Consider the following 18563-nt stretch of genomic DNA (forward strand, 5'->3'; position numbering starts at 1 on the left):
CGTGACCAAGGTGATTATTATGCCTTGATCTGATCACTACATATTCTATAAGTTCAATTTATAATGATCTTGCCGTGTTAAAAATACTTTAACGATTACTGCACCAAGAATCCCCAAACCGACATTTTGTAATAACCGCAGCTGTTTTAAATGCCCGGCTATCACGACCAATGCGCCAAGTAATAACCAAATAACCGAATAGCTATATAGCTCGGCGTCACTGGTTGCCTTATCAAGGTAAATAAAGCCGCCTTGCCAATATTGGCGGATCAAGGTGTTGATAGCTAACATCGCTAATAAACCAGACACACCGAGTATAATTTGACTCAATTTAGCATTTAACGATTTAACTAAACTCGCTAACCATAACGCCAGCAGGCTAGGGACGAACCAGATTAAAAGCACCCAGTTAAATATTGGCGTTTCACCAACATAAAGACGCATTAATAACGGATTATCATCCAACGTTGTATTGATTAATAATAAGCCAGCTAACGCTGATAAAATCAAACCTGCAGTGCGGTATAACTTACCCAGCTGCCCTGCACTTTGCGCGCGATATAAATAAACGCAGCCTAAAGCAAGCAAGTTACAGCTGAGCAAAACTTGCTCATAAAAACTTAAAGAAAACAACTGAGGGTAGTGCCCTACCAGTTGATAACTGGTTTCGGTTGTCACAAATAACGCTAAACAATGCAGTGCCGCCCCCTCTAACCATATTTTTAGTTTTGAAGTATTAAAACATTTAGCTGCTGCAAAAAATAACCCAATACACAGCGGGTAAACAACTAAGCTCCAATGCAAACCAAAGATAGTTAGATCATCATAACTAGGCGTCCACGGCGATAAGGTAAGGCGTAAAAGTAATGCTGCCACAAGGGCTTTTATTGGCCAGTGTGGCATAGCCACATTGTATTTTTTTATCAGTAAGCTCAGCAGTAATACTTGAACAGCCAGTGCAATGGTAAGGCCACTATCACTCAGTAACATTGTAATTGCTAAGGTGATATTGGCGTTTGCCCCCACCCAATAACTAAAACGCTGCCATAAGGTTGTATTATTTTGCGTAAATTTAATTAACACCGCACTCATTAAACATAACAATACCGCCCAAAGTGGATAAGCGGTTGCTAAAGCCGTATTTGGGATGATCGCATACAAAGTGCCAACTAATGCAAACACGCTTAATGAAGCAAGCAAATGAAAAGCTAATCGTTTTGAGTATTTATTACCAAAATAGAGTCCATAGCCACTTAACCCAAGAGCAAGTAATAAGCCTAGCCCGTATTCTTTTTTAAAAATGAATAACGCGCCATCAAAGGCATAAGTTTGTTTAGCGCTGACCACTAGTAACAGCGCAACCACTAAAGAGACCCCCTGCCATACATCCCAACGACTATTTTTTAACACTAAAAATAGTAACAAAGCGATGCTTAATAACGCTACGATTTGCCATTGTAAATTAAACACACTCAACAGCATGGCAATCATTAAAGGCGCCATAAAGGCCAGTAACAAACCGTGGTCTGGAAATAAATTAACTAACCGTTTAAAGCTGTGCGGGCGTACTTCAAGGGTGTTAAAGCCCAAGCCTAAGCGTGCAATAGCGATTAATCCTAAAATACTTAACAACGCAAAAGCGCCTATTAACCACACTGTGTCGTAGTTAAATAGAGTGAGTCCAACCAAGTACCAGCCAATATGCCCTACCCATAGTAAATACCACAACCACACTCGCTGTACTTTATGTGCCACAACTGCTGCGGCAACACTCACAAGGGCAACATAAATAAGCAAAGAAAATAACTGCCCACTGCCCGTATTTACCCAAACAGGGACACTGTAAGCGCCTATAATGCCTATTACAGCAAGTAAAGGGCCTAGCTTTATTGCCATTGCACTAGCACACACAGCAATAACTGCTAAGCCAATAAATGCCCACTCAGCACTTAGCATGCTAAAGCTGTTATAGGCCAAAAACATTAAGGCAAAACAAGTCATAAAGCCGCCACTGGCAAGGGCTGCTGGAATGTAATTATTAAAGCCTTCAAAAACGATACGTTTATAATGTAAATAATACGCAGCTGCAATTAAGCCAATGCCAAATAATCCACCGGCACTGAGCCTCATTGCAGGTGAAAGTAGCCCCGCCTCTAAACTGTATTTTGCTAAAAACACGCCACCTAAAGCCAAAGCAATAGCACCAATCCAGGTCATCCAATTTTTCTCGAAGCCTGCACGTAATTGTTTAAAAAAGTAGTTCAATACTCGATGGTTTTTTAGTTATCGTTTTACGAGGTGGTGGAGGTTTAATGCTCGCTGGTTTATTAACAGCAGCAGGAATATCTGAGCAGTTTAGAGGTATTGCGTTATCTACTTGAGGGTCAGCGGAGGATTTTTCATTTTTTGCTGCATTTGAGCTTAACTCGAACTGTAATAGTTTTAGTTTTAATACTGCAACCTCTTGTTTAAGGGTGTTCAATTGCACTAAGGCCACTAATCCACAAATAGCCCCTGCAACAATCGACAATAATTGCTAATCCGATTAACTCATCCATACAGTCCCTTTTTTATCTCGCAACACAAGCCCCCAAAAACAGCATGAGCGAAATCTATTTTATAAAATTACTATGTTTAAGCAACCTCAAGGCGATCACGGCCTGTTTTTTTGGCTCGGTATAATGCCTGTTCTGCACGTTTCATTACATTGTCAAAGGTCTGTTCGCTACTTCGGTGCGCAATACCTATACTAACCGTTAAAGAGCGTTGGTTTTGTACTGTAACAGTTCGAGCAGTCTCTAGAATAGTCTGCGCAAAGTTAAGCACTTCATCAAGCTCATAACTAGGCAGGTAAGCGGCGAACTCCTCACCGCCTATGCGAGCAAAAATATTTTCATTTTTAAAAAGATGGTTCACTTTATCTGCGAACTGTTTAAGCACCCGATCGCCCACATCATGGCCAAAATCGTCATTAATAAGTTTGAAATGATCAATATCTATAATTAAAACAGTGTAAGGATTATTAACAACCTCCTTCACATGCTGATAAAAACAGCGTCGGTTATACACTTTAGTTAAATCATCTATGATAAATTCTTGCGCCAACCGAGTGTGCATTCGCTGCATAAAGTGCATAGTTTTAAATAAACCATAAGCGGTAATTAACATGCCCAATGTGCGACATAAATCTTCAATGTAGTTGCTCACCCAATAAGGTTGGCGTGTCACTTCATCAAGCACATCGGCAGTAGAGCCTACAATCCATAACATTAAACCGATACTGACATACACGTAGGCTTTTTTAGCTAACTGTGAGCATTGCACCACAAAGAAAATAGTAAAAATGACCACTAAGTTAATAAAGTCAGTGGTAAAGCCGTAGAGATTTTGCTTGAAATCCAATAAAGGAAAGCGCATTAACGAAAAAATTGAAAAGCCAATAATAAACGCCAGCGTAGCTAAAATTAACAGTTTGTTTAATCTGGTAATTTTTACAAAACGGCTGAGCTTGAGGCTCACTTTTTCCGGATTCATCATAAGCTGTATTTAAACTTATTATTGTTGCTAAAAACTATACCATAAACTAAAACTGATTAATTTAAATTAATGTGCTAACACCCCAGCCAATTGCAACTAAAATAGTTAACCCAATCATGGTCTTAGTTTTGTGCTTGCTGATAATACGCTCAGCTTTATTACCTGCGTAATACACCACTATTGCTAATCCAAAATAGCGAATTGAACGAGCAATACCAGAAGCTAATAAAAACAAAGCTATAGAGTACTTTGTAGCGCCTGCAGCGAGCATCGCAATCTGAAACGGAATAGGCACAATTCCCAGCGTCATTACAAACCAAAACCCTTGATTTTGCATTTGCTGCTTTACATTTTCAAACTGCTCTTGGCTCGAAAACATTTCAATAACCCAGTCACCTATCGCGTCAAATAAATAATAACCCAGTGCATAACCAAATAAAGCACCAATAATACAGCCTAATGTCGCCATAAGGGCGATTAACCACAGCTTCTCACGACACGCTTGCATAAGCGGAACAAGCACTGCCTCAAGCGGGATAGGCACTATCGTAGATTCTAAAAACGACGCTACGGTAATGCCTGTTAGCATATGTTTAGAATCTATAAAGTGCCGTGTTTTTTCTTTTAGTTTTTTTTGAATAGCCATGTAAATCCCTTAATAATTTGCCATTGTAAGCACAGTGTATAGTAAGAGTATTAAGGTACGCTTAAGCATAAAAAAGCCCGTTATAAAACGGGCTATTATCCATTGTTGTGCGCTATTTAAATGGTTGAGTTATATACGTCAAACTGCATTTGCATAACGCTAGACTGCTCACCTTCAACTAAAGCAATAACACGCGTTTCTCGGCCTTGTAGCTCTGTCGGAATTTTTTTAGTTTCGATAAACGTTTGTTGCGAAATTTGCTCTTCGCTCACATTAAGCGCAAGCAGTGCTGATTTAACCGTTTCAATACGTTTTAACGCTAGCTTTCGGTTGTATTCAAGTGAGCCCTTTTTACTGGTATCGCCTATTAAAATAACACTCAGTAGTGGTGAATTTTCAATAGAGCGAGCAAACTCGGCTACTTTTTGCTTTGCATCAGTAGTAAGTGCATGCTTATCAAATTCAAAGTTAATTACCACCCCACGAGTTGTGCTTATGTTTTCCTCAAGCGGGCAACCGTCGTTATCTGTTACCGCTTTAAAGGGCGTGTCTGCACATTTATCGCGCTCGTTAATAACCCCATCTTGGTCTTGATCAAGTAAATCATTAGACTGTAATTTTTGCTCGTACGGACCTGGCTCTGTCGCACAGGCTGTTAAAAGTAAAGCGGCACTTAATAAAGCTATTTTTTTCATTATTATCTATCTCCAAGCTGCCAAGAGTCTGGCTTATCTACTTTTAAGGCACTTACTAAACGACCCGTTGCATTGATCAACCTGTAGCTGGCAATACGTTGATCATAAGCTGATTCAATATAGTTTCTTCTTGCTGTGAATAATTCAATTTGCGAATCAAGTACAGCTAATAATGAACGACGCCCTAAGCCAAATTGTCTTTCGTAACCTTGTTGTGCCACTTCAGCATAACCAACGTTTTCCTGATAAAACTTCTTTTGCTCGTCTAAAAACACATAAGCATTCCACGCGAAGCTAGTAGCCTCTTTGACCTGTCTGTGGGTTGAATCTTTTACAGCTACAGCTTCTTGATAGCGCCATTTTGCGGCATCAGTATCAGCATTAGTTTTACCGCCGCTGTATAAATCGTAACTCATAGTTAGCATTATACGGCCATTGACATCTCGCCCAGGCGATCCTGATATATCTCGGTTATCTGCAACATCAAGCTCTAAACTCACTTTAGGCCAATACCCACTTTTCTCTCTTTGTATTTGTTTATCAGCAGCTTGAATATCGTAAATAGCGGCAGCAATCTCAGGATGTGCGCTTTTTGCAATTCTCATCGCTTCCTCTAAAGAGCTAGGTATAAAATGCGCATCTGCTTTAGGAATAACAAGGTTTTCGGGGTACTTGCCGACTAGATCATAGTAATTTGCTTGTATGTCTAATAAGTTGTTTTTAGCCGCTAAGTAGCCAGACTGTGATGTTGCTAAACGTGATTGCACTTGAGCTACATCGGCATCACTTGATAAACCACGTTGGTGGCGCTGCTCAATATCACTTAAAATCTTTTTATGTATTTCGATATTTTTTTCAGACAATTCAATTAATTCAATTGCTTTTAATAACTCTAAATAGACTTTAACAACTTCAAGGCTGATATTTTCTGCCTCAGAGATCAAACCGAGTTGATCGGCGCGTGCTTCGTTATCTAATCTAGCCACCTCAGAAGAAGTGCTAAAACCATCAAACAGCATTTGTGTAATTTTTAAGCCCAATTCTCGGCGGTCTAATTCTGTGTCAAATTCGCTGCCCGATTTATAATTCACATGCTCATAGCCATAGGCCGCATATAACCGTATTTGTGGTAAGTACTCACTAAATGCACTGCGTTTATCACGATACTTAGCTTCAAAGCTCGCATACTTTTGCATTAAGCGAGGGTTTGTATTTAATGTTTCTGCTACCGACTGCTCTAATGTAAGAGCACTTGCATACCCTGGTGTTAAAGCTAAAACAGAGAGTAATCCTATAATTCGCATTTAATATTCCTATTATGGTTCACGCATGGCATTTGCCTTTGCTCTTAGCAAAGGTTTTAACCAGTAATCTAAAACAGTTTTTTTCCCAGTAATTATATCTACCTGAGTTTGCATACCCGGTATGATAGGCTGCTGAGCAATCTGACTTACGGTGGTTTTTATAAAAGCTTGGTAATAAGCGGTGCCATCTTCTAAATATTGCGCATCCGCACTAATGTATGTGACCTCACCTTCTAAACCTCCGTATATAACAAAATCATATGCAGTAAATTTTACCTTTGCTGGCATACCCACTCTTATAAAGCCAATGTCCTTAGGCTGTACTTTAGTGTCAATTAAGAGCTGATCATTTTGCGGCACAATTTCCATCATAACTTCACCAGGGTCGATGACACTGCCGATAGAACGCGAGACTATATTTTTAACCGTTCCTCTTACAGGCGCTCTTACCTGTGCTTTTAACAGCCTGTCCTCAAGCGCTTTACTACTTTGTGAAATTTTGGCCAGTTCATTACTCACTTCATCTAACTGATTTTGTGTATCGGCTAAATAATCAAATACAATCGCTTTGCGTTCTTCAAGTACCTGGCTTTTGGCTGCTCTAAGCTGCTGTAGCAGTGCCGTAGCTTGGTTTAGTTCACCTTTCATTGCAATTTCATCGCGTTGTAACTTAACCAGTTCCATTTCAGCAACGGCTCCAGCATCTACTGCGCTTTGCGTTAACTCTACCTCTCTGCTCGTAAGCTTTAAGCTTTGCTTTAACGCTGAAATATTAGCCAGTTGTTCATTACTTGCCTGCTCTTGTTGCAATAAGCTTTGCGTACGCTGCTGTAATTGTGACTCGAGCTGAGTTAAACGAGATGTGTAAGTGTTATAGGCTTGCCTATATACCTCTGGCGACACGCCTTTTCGTGGTATTTCTAGGCGCTGAATTGTGGCTCCAAAACTACTTTTATCATCAAGTTCAACACTTTTAAGCTCTGTTAACAGGCGGTTACGCCTAGCAAGTAAAGACTCTCGCTCTTGGCTTGATTCAGCAAATGCTGCGGCAAAGCGAGTTTCATCAATTAAAAGCAATGGGTCGCCCACTTCAACTAACTGTCCCTCATGTACAAGTACTTCTTTTAATATGCCACCGTCGAGGTTTTCTATTGTTTGTACACGCTGAACAGGAATAACAGTGCCTTGTCCAATAATTACCTCTTCTAGCTTAGCAAACTTGGCCCACAAAACGACTGAAAACAGCAAAATAAAAACAATAATAACCAACCGCTTAGCTTGCTTTGCAGCTTGCAGCTGCCCCATATATAAATCAGCCATTATTTAGACACGCTCCCACTATTGGCATTACTTACTCGCGTCACTTTTTTACTCACCAGTTTTACGCCGCCCGATACTTTTTCGCTAAATAATGATTTGGGGGTTTCTATACTCTTTAATCGACCATGGTCAATAACAAAAATCCTGTCACATATTGAGAGCATCTCTTTGCGGTGGCTAGAAATAACCACAGTTTCTGTACGCTCTTTTAAAGTTTTAATTAATAGTTTTTCATGCCCTTCATCCATAGCTGAGGAAGGCTCATCTAATAGGAGTAATGAATTATCACTTTGTAATATTGCGCGAGCAATGCAAACAGCTTGTCGTTGTCCTCCAGATAAAAATCGGCCGAATTCGCCTACTTGCGTTTCAAGTCCCGACTCTAAGCGATCAATAAAGCGACTCACACCTGATTGCACAAGCGCTTTTGCCAGCTCCGTTGGGTTGATGTCTTGAGCGCCTAACGTGATATTCTCAAGCACAGTGCCATAAAATAGGCTTGGGCTTTGTGCTACCCAGCCGCTTTGTTTACGTAACGCACTTAAAGACCAGTATTTTATGTCAATGTCATCTATTAATAGTTGCCCAGACGTTGTTCTGTATTGACCTGCAATAATAGCCAGTAAGGTAGACTTACCGGACCCTGCTCGTCCATACAAACCAATTTTTTCACCTTTTTTGATATCAAAATTAATATTGTGAATAGCTTCAAGTTCTTGCTCATGATATTGAAAACTTAAATAACGAGCTGTAATATTGCCACTTAACGTTGCATCAATGGTACTTTCGCCGCTTTGCTGCTCTTGCTCTAACGCCATTATATTTTTAACGGACTCAATAGCCGTTTGAGTTTGCTTGTACTTTAAAACAAGCCCAGCCAACGATGATATTGACCCTGATGCACGCCCACTTAACATAACAATAGCAATCAGTGCGCCCATACTAATATCGCCATTACTAATTAAGTACACACCGAAAACGATTAATCCAATACTGGTAAATTGGCTGAGGCTAGAAACGGTATGCGTTAGAGTTGTTGCACTGTGACGTGATTTATTTTGCCAATCAACCATTTGTGCGAGTGTTTGCTCAAGCTTTTGTTGTGCCCCTGCTTGGCCATTCATTTGCTTAAGCTCAACAAGTTGGTTTAAATTTTCAATTAGATACGCTTGACGCTGGGTAGATAGCTTAGATGCCTGCTCTACGCTTTCATTTAATCTAGCTTGGAGTACAACACTTGTAATAATAACAACACTAAGCACGGCTACAGGAATAAGTACAATTAATCCCCCGAGCCAAAAAATTAAAGCTAAAAACAATAAGGTAAAGGGTAAATCAATAACAGAGACCAAGGTTGCAGAGGTGATAAATTCCCTTACGCTATCAAAATCTTGTACTTGTTTTGCATAAGCACCAGAAGAAGCTGGGCGCTGCTCTAGCCTCATACCGAGTATTTTAGCGTACAACATACTGCTAATACGTAAATCTATTTGCCTGCCTGCGGCATCAGTCAAATGCCCTCGCGCTTGTTTTAAAAGCCAGTCAAATACAATCGCTATTGTTGCACCCGTTGCTAACACCCATAACGTATCCATAGCTTCGTTTGGCACAACACGGTCATACACATTCATGGTAAACAATGGCACCACTAAAGCGAGCAAATTCACAGTTAGTGAGGCCAATAATAATGAGTTATAAAATGGCTTTACCTGATCCCACGCAGGCCTTAGCCAGCTTGGAATACGGGTGTGGAGTTTTTCAGAGCGTTCATCGGTTACATTATCGTGCGATAAGTACCATATAAGCTCTATATCTATGTCTGTTAACTGCTTGGGATTTGCATCATCTTGTGAGCTAAACGTACTTTTACCGCCGTTTTCAAAAAGCCAGAAAAAACCATCTTTATCGAGTACCAAAGCGGGATAAGCATAATGTTTAGGCGTAGTTTGTAGTTGAGCACTTACATTAATGTTACTTAATGCTTGCTCTAAATGATGCGCCGAAAACTCATTACTTGGTAAACCAAGTAACAAGTTGTCGCTTTGATGACGCAAATGCAAGGCATCGGCAATATGCTTACCGAGTGCCAACATTTGTTCCCGGTTAAGGATTAGCTTCATACGTTTTCATCACCACTAGTCATACTCGCAATAGTCTCATCATGTGCAGTGTCGCCACTACCAGACATTTCACTATAATCAGCACCACTGGCACTTGCTGTACGCGCTGAGTTACTTGTAGCCGAGTCAGAAATAGTTACATTCACTTCCTCTGTAGCCGCTTGTTGCGTTTCACCATCGAGTGTAGCGAATGCATTGAGCGTTAGCGTGAAGCTATCACCTGCATCGGCGTCAATAATTTCGAGAGCTTCAATATCAGCAATATCAACGGTCCACGTATCACCTACTTTTTCTCCAAAGTTAAAGCTGTATCCATCAGGTAAGCCGGTAATTTCAATATAGCCGGTTTCATCTGCTGCAGGGTTTTGCAAGTCTGCATCTAAGTTTAGGGCAATATTGTTGGTTGAATTACTTGTAACATCATTTGCGGCAGTCCATACAGGCGCATCAGCTTGAGGCTCTAACTCAATAATAAACTCTGATGATTGTGTATCACCCACACTTGTTACTGTTTCGCCATTAATTTCTGCGCTATCAACTGTTGCTACATCGACACTCATGTTCAATGTACCAAACGCAAGACCACCGGCATTAAAGTCAAAGTTTTCTATTGAACTGCTATCGCTTGTAATTGTTGCGCTAAAGCCGCCATTACCATCACTGGTAAAGAATACAGTTTCACTCCCAATAGTAATAAACGCTTCGCCGTCAATATACTCAAGAGCACTACTGTCCGAATCGGCTGCTATATTAACCGTTAACTGAATTGTCTCTGAGCCATCAGCCTCTTCACTAAATGCTTCAAGGTCAATAGTTATAGTGTCATCTTCTTGCCCATCGTAGCTTTCAAACGGCTGCTTAGAAAAATCGAGCGCATCCGCTTCAGGGTTTACTACAACGATAAACGAGGCTGAGGTTTGTACAATTTCACCAGGTGATTCGTCTTGTGTTAGCGCATTTAGGGTTAATTCAAACTCACCACTAAAATCAAGCGGCGGTACAATAATTAAACCAGCTAATTGCTCTGCAGTTACGGTCCAGCTTGTGGTGTCTTCACCATTAAAGGTGCCACCGTCTTTACCGTTATTAACAAGTAAATTACCATCAGCGTCTTTTAATACGGCATCTTTTGGTACGCCCGAAATAGTAATTGATATAGTTTCAGAGCCATCATCATCTTTTAGAAGCGCGCTTAAGCCTGCTAATGCTATATCGGCATCTTCGCTCCCTTGTGCATCTGCCACTGTTAATACGGCTTCATCGGTTACCGCCTCTACTGCAATACTAATTGTATTAGTAACTTGCGTTGTAGCTGTAGCTGTACCTGTACTTAATTGTGCGGTATCAACTATGGTTGCCGTTATTTGAATATCAATATCAGTTCCTGATTGGTCCTCAATTGGCTCAACGCCAATACCTGCAAGCGCAGCGGCAAACTCTGCTTCTGTCCCGTTATAGGTGTATGTGTTATCGCCGTTGTCGGTAAACATATTATTAGGGTCATATAGCCCCACACCGTCCGGTAAAGTAATAGTAATAGGCTGACTGAAATCAACCTCTTCAACTCCCCCATTTTGCTGAGGGTTTGAATCATCATCCACTTGGTTTAAATCGGTTAATGCTAACGTTAAGCCAAGCGCTGTGGTGCGGTTATCTTCTTTAATTTTGTTAATAGCAGCGCTAAACTCACCACCGTCGGCGACAGGGGTTACATCTATTTCTAAAGATTGAGTGTCATCAATATACTCATCACCACTATCATCATCTACTGCAATAATGGTTACCGGAATGATTAATTGCCCTGAGTAGTCATCGCCTGCACTGGTAAAGCTTAAGTTGCCAAGCGACTCTTCTGGAATAATATACTCAGCAACTTCACCATCATCCCCAGGGATTGCGATAACACCGTCACCTTCAATAATAAGGCCTTCAGGTAAGCTGTCTGCGCTTATGTAAACAGTCACGGTGTCGTTTTCATCATCAGTCAAGCTGGTATTAATATGGCCTGTAAAATCAACAACTTCATCTTCTACAGCATCAACCACTGAAATTTGTAATTGCCCTACTTCAGAAGCTTCTGAGCTGCTCCCTTCACCTGTTACACTAAAGTTAACGGTAAAGTTGTCACTTAATAATACGGCGTGGCTGCCATCGGCTACGCGCGCTTTAACAGTAACATCTATATCACCCGTAGAGTTTTGCGCTTCTAAGGTCACATCAGCAAGTAAGTCACTAATTACATCTTGTACTGTGTCACTTGTACCTGCATCAATAGGTATAATCCAACGGCCAGAGCCATCTGGGTACGCCCCATTTGGATGAAGCACCTCTATATTTACGCCATCAGGGAGTATTATTTCTATATGAGTAATAACCTCAGAGCCATCGATATCTTCTTCTGTAAAGCTAACAGCACCTGATAAGCTCATTGTTCTGCTTGAGCTCGTTATTGTTTCATCGGTTGCTTCAAGGCGGGTAACAGCACCACTATTATCGCGCTCGGCACTGCTTTGGGTATCAACTTGCCCGTTTACGGTTACTGTAACTTGACTACTAATGTCTTCGCTCACACTGCCTACATCAGATGTATCGGTCACGGTATAAAGTACATCAACAGTAAGCGTGCCTGAGAAATCCTCATCAGGCAGTAAACGCACTCTATCGCTGGCTAAAACATCCTCAAGTGTTGGGTATTCGTCATTAATTAAATCAGCTAAATCATACCCGCTACCTACACTCACTTCGTTGCCATCAACATACAAGGTAGTGTTTGCTGGTATGCCTGTAATTACGGCACCTGTTATTGTTTCTGACCCGTCGCTGTCGATTAAATCGGGATTAAAGTTAAGTGCAATGCGTGTATCTTCATTACCCTCAGACGTTGTTGCTAGGCTTTGCGTATTATTGTCGATTGTTGGGTTAAAGTTTGTGGTTACAGCAATGTTGTAATCATTAGTATCACCATCAGCTTCTGTTGGAACTACTTTAATATTAAAGTTAACTTCACCACTAAAGTCATCAACAGGCGCTAAATAGTAATTCTCCATCTCTGCAGCCGTTAAGCTGTACATTGGCTTGCCGTTAGCATCAGTACCAACAATTGGTAAATCTGCTGGGTCGCCGTTTACATCAACTAGCATTACCGAGTCTGGTAAGTCAGAAATAACTAAGCTAATTGCTTCTGACTGATCCACATCAGAGGTCACAATTAAAAAATCTAAACGTAGGTTAGTATCTTCCGTACCTTGAGTGTTTTGCAGCGTAAAGTTGTTTTCATCTACCTCTGCAAATGCCCAGTTATCATTGCTATTTTCTTCATCTAGCTCTGGCGGATCTATTTTACCTATAACAGTTAATTGTAGAGTATCTGGCTGTGTACGTGCTTCTTCACCGGTGCTGGTTTCTGTTGCAATAGCTGTAACCGTAATATCGAAGGTAGCATCGGTTGCACGGCTGGCATCTTCTTTTTGTTTTAAGAATATGTTCCCTGCTTGCAGCTCTGTATCACTGACTAGCCAATTTCCATCTGTATCTTGAGTTAATACATTTCCATTTTCATCTACTAGCTCAAAACCTTCTGGTAATTCAACTTCAAAACGCAGTGTTTCTGAGCCATCTTCATCTACAAGTAAACCACTAAATAAATCGATAGCTGGGGTGAGCGCATCTTCATCTACGGTTTGGTTTCGCACAAATAAGCGAAGTTCATCAGCAACAGGAGTTATTTCAACCGTTACCGTTTGCGTGTTTGATGATGCACTATCATCATTTTCAGCTTCAGTAGCAACTGCAGTAATATCAAATGTAAACGTGCCTGCTACGTGCTCTTCGCCAACGACAGTTAAGCTTTGCGCCTCTGCTGCGGTTATTTCATCACCGTTTGATAGTTCACGGCCATCGGCACTAACAATTAAGCCCTCTTGTATATTATTGATTATATAAGTGAGTGTTTCTGATCCATCTGTATCTTGCAGTGAAGCGCCAATCTTAATAGTAGCTTCGGTATCTTCTGCTGTTGTGTAACTGTAATCGTTTGTGTCATCCCAATCAGGGGTGTCGGCCACTGATATAACACTTACTGCTTGAGTGGCGTTGTATTCACGATTGCCATTATCAGTCGTTACTGTTGCATCAATAGTTAGGTTTACCGTTTGAGTTTGGTTTGAGCTATCTGCAAGCGGTTCAAATGTTAAAGCGCCGTTTATAGTTGCTACGCCATTAGCATCAATACTTAACTGGCTGCCACTTAGTACATAATAACCACCGGTAGCTGTTAGCTCACTGCCATTTAATAATAACTTTCCACCCTGTAAGGAGCTTTCTTCAATACGTATTTGAGTAACCGTTTCATTTTGGTCAATATCGCCTGGGGTTACGGTAACAGTAATTGTAGAAGAGCCATCTTCATTGGCATCTGTTGCAGTGGTAGTCATCTCACCAATGTAATCACTTGTAGTCAGTGATAAATCTGCTGTCGCTGTATCACCGTCAGTATCTGTTACAACATAAGTAATTGTGTCAACAAAATCATTAGCTGATGAGCCAAATGTAGTGGTGGTAATTGTTACGCTACCATCTGAATTAATTGTAGCAGTACCATAATCTTCATCACCATCATTTAAAGCGAATGTATCGCCCACATTTCTAACCACATCGTTATAAGTAATGCTTGTTACCGTCGCCCCATCAGCTCCCCCTTCAAGGTTAGCTAATAAATCGATTGTAACGGTTTCACCTTCCGTCAATGCTTTACTTGCTCCAGGTAAGCTTGGGATGTCATCAGTTACTGTGGCAACAACAACACTTTGTGAATTTGATATATCCCCGTCGGCATCTACCGCTACTAAATCGATTGTTACATCAAGTGTATTTTCTCCATTGCCCGCTTCGTGGTCTAAGGCTTTGAATTGCTCATACTCAAAGGTTCCATCAGCATTAAACCTAACGCGGAAAACTGTTTCAGCTGCCCCATTTTCGCCTGTTGGTGCTGTTGCTAAATACCAGCCATTATCGTCAGCTGTATTTGATAGCGTAACGTCTTCACCTGAAGAGGTGTAACCAGAAAAACTAAAGTTGTCAGCTAGTTTCACTTCAACAACTTCATCTGAGCCTGACGTAACACTAATATTGCCCTCGGTTTTAATTGAGTCGTTATTACGCAAGCCTTCTTCATCAACCACAGGAGCGCTATCGCCTGAAGTTGTGACACTCGGAGACTGACCATCTTCTACGTTTACTGCTAATGCACTTTGTTCTCTAGTGCCATCGGCATCAGTTGAAATAATAGGTACGTTAATAGCAAGCGTTGCTTCTTGTGAATCTAAATGATCAATAGCCCCTACGATTTCAAAGGCAATGTTGTAACTTTCAGAGGTGCCTGCAGCTACATCCACATCAGTTGGAAGAGTTACCGTAAATACAGTAACGCCATTAACTACACCGTTTGCGGTACCATCCTCATTAACTTGCCATGTAATCGGCTCACCGTTTTGGGTAAGAGCATTGCCATTGCTATCAAGTACCGCCTGACCTGAAGCTACATTCATACCAAGTGATTTAACAGCCTCACCGCCAGCCGTAATAGTAATGCTCTGTGTATCGGACTGACCAGTACTGCCTGTTTTTGGGCTTTCTGCGACATTGAACGTTGGCGAGGTTTGCGTTGCATTAGCACTATCTGTAACGTTTACAGTAATATTTTCCTCATCAATATCGCCATCTTGATCTTTCAATTCAATTGCAAGGTTAAAGCTACTATTACCGTTATTATCAAGAGGGCGAATAAGCTCAATTGTATATTGTAAGTTTGCTTGGCTGCTTGTGCTGTTTGTGATCTCAGGTAAAGTAGCAATAAATACAGGGTTATTTATATCACCTGTATGTGCTGTAAGCGTTAAGCCATCCTCACTTAAGGTATATTGAATAGCCTCGCCACCAGAGGTTAGTGCAGGTTGCGAGCCTGTAACAGCAAAGGTTAATGACGAAAAGCTATCACTGCCAATAACAGTATCTAATGTACCGCTAAATGTATCTGAGCCGGACGCTAAACCTGACTCATCAAGGTTTGCTGAGTCTATATTGGTAAGCTGTGGTCCTGTGCCATCTACAATGGTTATGGTTACATTGCCATTACCGCTAATTACCGTACCATCACTATCCTCACCATTAACAGAAAGCGCAAAATCAATATTCTCTCCATCAGGGTTATCAAGCGGTAAGCTGACTGTTGTTTGAACCCTAGCATCTAAATCTTTGCTATTGGCATCTTGCGTTGCACTTACGCTAAAGCGGATTACTTCGCTGCCATTTGCAGAGCCTATAATTGTTTTACCATCACCGCTTAAAACAAAGCTAATAGCAGAACCAGAACTAGTTAGATTCAACGAATTTAAACTTGCAATAGTGTCATCAAAGGTAATTGAATCAGCAACAAGTGCATCAGAACCTGCAGCAACACTAAAGGATTTGTTATTCGTGGTAATAACACCATAATCGCTTTCTGTATAAGTAGCGGCTTGATTTGTAAAGCTGCCCGCACTGCCATCTTGTACTGTAAATGTGGCTGTACTGGTTGAGCTGCCAACTCCGTCGCGATCTTCTATTGTGTATTCAATAGTAAACTGTGGTGAAGGGGTTGAGTCACGATCATCATCAGCATCAAAGCTCCATGTGCCATCGCTGTTAACCGTTAATGTGCCTTCATCGGTGTCTATTGTTGCAGGTGTATCGGCTGTTACATCATAGTCAGTGCCTTTAAATGTAACGCTTGTAACGGTTGGTGCGCCCTCTACTACACTGTCGTTTGTGACTAAGCTACCTGCATCGGTGTCGGCTTCGGTTACTGTAAAGCTGTCGTCACTGCTTTGTGGGGCTGAGTCGGTTATAGTAACGGCTGTTGGTACAACTACTAGTTCGGTTGTGCCATCGGCATCTGTTTGTAGTGCGTCTACAAAAATATCAGTAAGTAAACTCTCACTTTCGTGGTCAATTGGTGCATGTAGCGTGGTAGTAAGTTCACCACCCGCAAGCGCAACACTTAACACTAGGTTACCTTGCGAGTCTTTAACTTCTAACGATAAACCATCAGTTGCTAATGCAACAGTTACAGCTTCACCATTTACTTTTAAACCCTCAAGACCTGATTGCTCAGAGCTGATTGTAAGCACTGCGTTATCTATTTCTATGCTGCTTTTAGCCGAACTTGTTCCGCCATTACCTGTATTACTTTCATTAAGTGTTTGGCTATCAAGCGCATCAAGTATTGGCGTGCTATCTTCTGCGGTATTACCTGCAGAGTCTGTAACAGAGGTAACAATAGTCCACTGCTGTGAATCATCGAGCGCAGACACATCAATACCATTAACACTCCAAGCGCCACCTGTAACAGTCGCAGTTACTACTTCACTTTTGGTACCATCAGAAATAGTAAGCGTTACGGTAGAGGTATCCTCAGCATCAGTTGTACCGCTCAGCGTGGCTACTTGACCAGTTTTAAATGCTCTACTGTTAATGCCGTTATCGCCGGTATCAATATCAATATTAATGGTGGCGTCTTTGGTGAAGGTGGTTGAGTTAGTGGCTAAATTGCCCTCAACATCTAATGCGCTAACGCTTGCTGTAATTTCACCATCAGCAAGCGTTGTTATATCTGCTGCATCAACTTGCCATTGTCCATTTGCGTCAATAACGACGTTTTCAACTGTAACTTTTTTACCGTCTTTATCAGTAAACACCACGGTGGCTGTTTGATTTGCATCGGCTTCATCAATTACACCGCTTACGACTACATTACTTTGCTCATCACTATTAACTACATCATCGCCTGCTGCCATTTCAATGGTGGTTGCTGCGGTTTTATCGTGAATGGCTGTGTCTGTATCGGTTGCGGTATTGCCTGCAACATCACTTACGGTGGCTGTGGCGGTTAATGTACCGTCATCTAGCCCTGATAAATCAGCACCGGTAATCGTGTAAGCATTATTAATAACAGTGGCTTCAAAGCTGCGCTCATTACCTGCTTCATCTGTTACTACCACTGTTACAGTTTGATTGTCTTCAACACCCGCTGTTGTACCTGTAATTTCAACATTTAAGTTTTCACTATTGCCGTTAATTACGCCATCGTTTGTATCGTTAATATCAACTGTTACTGCAACTGTAGTGTCTTTAGTAAAGCTGGTTTCGTTTGTGGCTAAATTACCCTCAACGTCTAATGCGCTAACACTCGCTGTAATTACACCATCAGCAAGGCCTGAAATATCCGTAGCGTTGATTGCCCACTCACCTTCGTCATTAATAACTACGTTTTCAACAGTGACTTTGCCTCCGTTCACATCGGTAAAGACAACCGTGGCAGTTTGGCTTGTATCTGCTTCTTCTATTACACCGCTTACTACCACGCTTTCTTGCTCTGCGGTATTTATAAATGCATCATCACCGGTTGCCACATCAATACTGGTCACAGCTGTTTTATCATGAGTCACTGTATCTGTATCTGTTGCGTTATTGCCTGCTATATCACTTACCGTAGCTGTAGCGCTGAGCGTACCATCATCTAGGCTACTGGCATCAATCGGATCGGTAACATATTCGCCGTTTTGTACAAGTGCCGTGGTTTCAACTTGGTTTGTGCCATCGCTGATGATCACCGTCACGGTTTGACCGTCTTCCACATCGCTAACCGTGCCACGCACGACCATGGCGGCGCTTTCACCGTTACCATTAATCACGCCATCGGCTGTTTTATCAATGCTGGTTGTGATGGCTGCGGTGTTATCAAGTTCAACTGTATCCTCAGCTGTAACAGGGTTACCTGCCACATCGGATACGCTGGCTGTAGCAGTGAGTGTGCCGTCGTTTAGTGCGCTTGCATCAATCGGATCGGTAACATACTCGCCGTTTTGAACGGTTGCTTGAACTTCAATTGGCGCGTTTATACCAT

Annotated in this window: 7 protein-coding genes and 1 pseudogene; all 8 read right to left on the reverse strand. The window is 41.5% G+C overall.

Annotated elements, in window-relative coordinates; translation table 11 throughout:
* Window positions 1-78: 78 nt before the first annotated feature.
* Window positions 79-2558 (reverse strand): annotated as a pseudogene (locus HUS62_RS21090) (DUF2339 domain-containing protein); the annotation flags it as partial.
* Window positions 2559-2634: 76 nt separating this feature from the next.
* Window positions 2635-3534, reverse strand: coding sequence for a GGDEF domain-containing protein (locus HUS62_RS21095; protein ID WP_175081047.1), 900 nt, complete (start codon window positions 3532-3534; stop codon window positions 2635-2637).
* 64 nt (window positions 3535-3598) lie between these two features.
* Window positions 3599-4183 (reverse strand): YqaA family protein, encoded by a 585-nt coding sequence (locus HUS62_RS21100; protein ID WP_175081043.1) that lies wholly within the window; start codon window positions 4181-4183, stop codon window positions 3599-3601.
* Window positions 4184-4299: 116 nt separating this feature from the next.
* Window positions 4300-4878 (reverse strand): OmpA family protein, encoded by a 579-nt coding sequence (locus HUS62_RS21105; protein WP_138684499.1) that lies wholly within the window; start codon window positions 4876-4878, stop codon window positions 4300-4302.
* Between the two features lie 2 nt (window positions 4879-4880).
* Window positions 4881-6182: a TolC family outer membrane protein gene (locus HUS62_RS21110; RefSeq protein WP_175081044.1), complete on the reverse strand. Its 1302-nt coding sequence runs from the start codon at window positions 6180-6182 to the stop codon at window positions 4881-4883.
* Between the two features lie 12 nt (window positions 6183-6194).
* Entirely contained in the window at window positions 6195-7502 is a 1308-nt protein-coding gene (locus HUS62_RS21115; protein WP_055017294.1) for an HlyD family type I secretion periplasmic adaptor subunit, read from the reverse strand.
* Window positions 7502-9622 carry an ATP-binding cassette domain-containing protein gene (locus HUS62_RS21120; protein WP_175081045.1) on the reverse strand — a complete coding sequence of 707 codons (2121 nt, stop codon included), beginning with the start codon at window positions 9620-9622 and terminating at the stop codon, window positions 7502-7504. The genes HUS62_RS21115 and HUS62_RS21120 overlap by 1 nt, the downstream gene beginning before the upstream one ends.
* Window positions 9619-18563, reverse strand: an 8945-nt coding sequence (locus tag HUS62_RS21125) for an Ig-like domain-containing protein (RefSeq protein WP_175081046.1), incomplete at its 5' end; no start/stop codon positions are given. The genes HUS62_RS21120 and HUS62_RS21125, both read right to left, overlap by 4 nt.

It is taken from the genome of Pseudoalteromonas sp. 0303 (genome assembly GCF_013349995.1).
Taxonomy (GTDB): domain Bacteria; phylum Pseudomonadota; class Gammaproteobacteria; order Enterobacterales; family Alteromonadaceae; genus Pseudoalteromonas.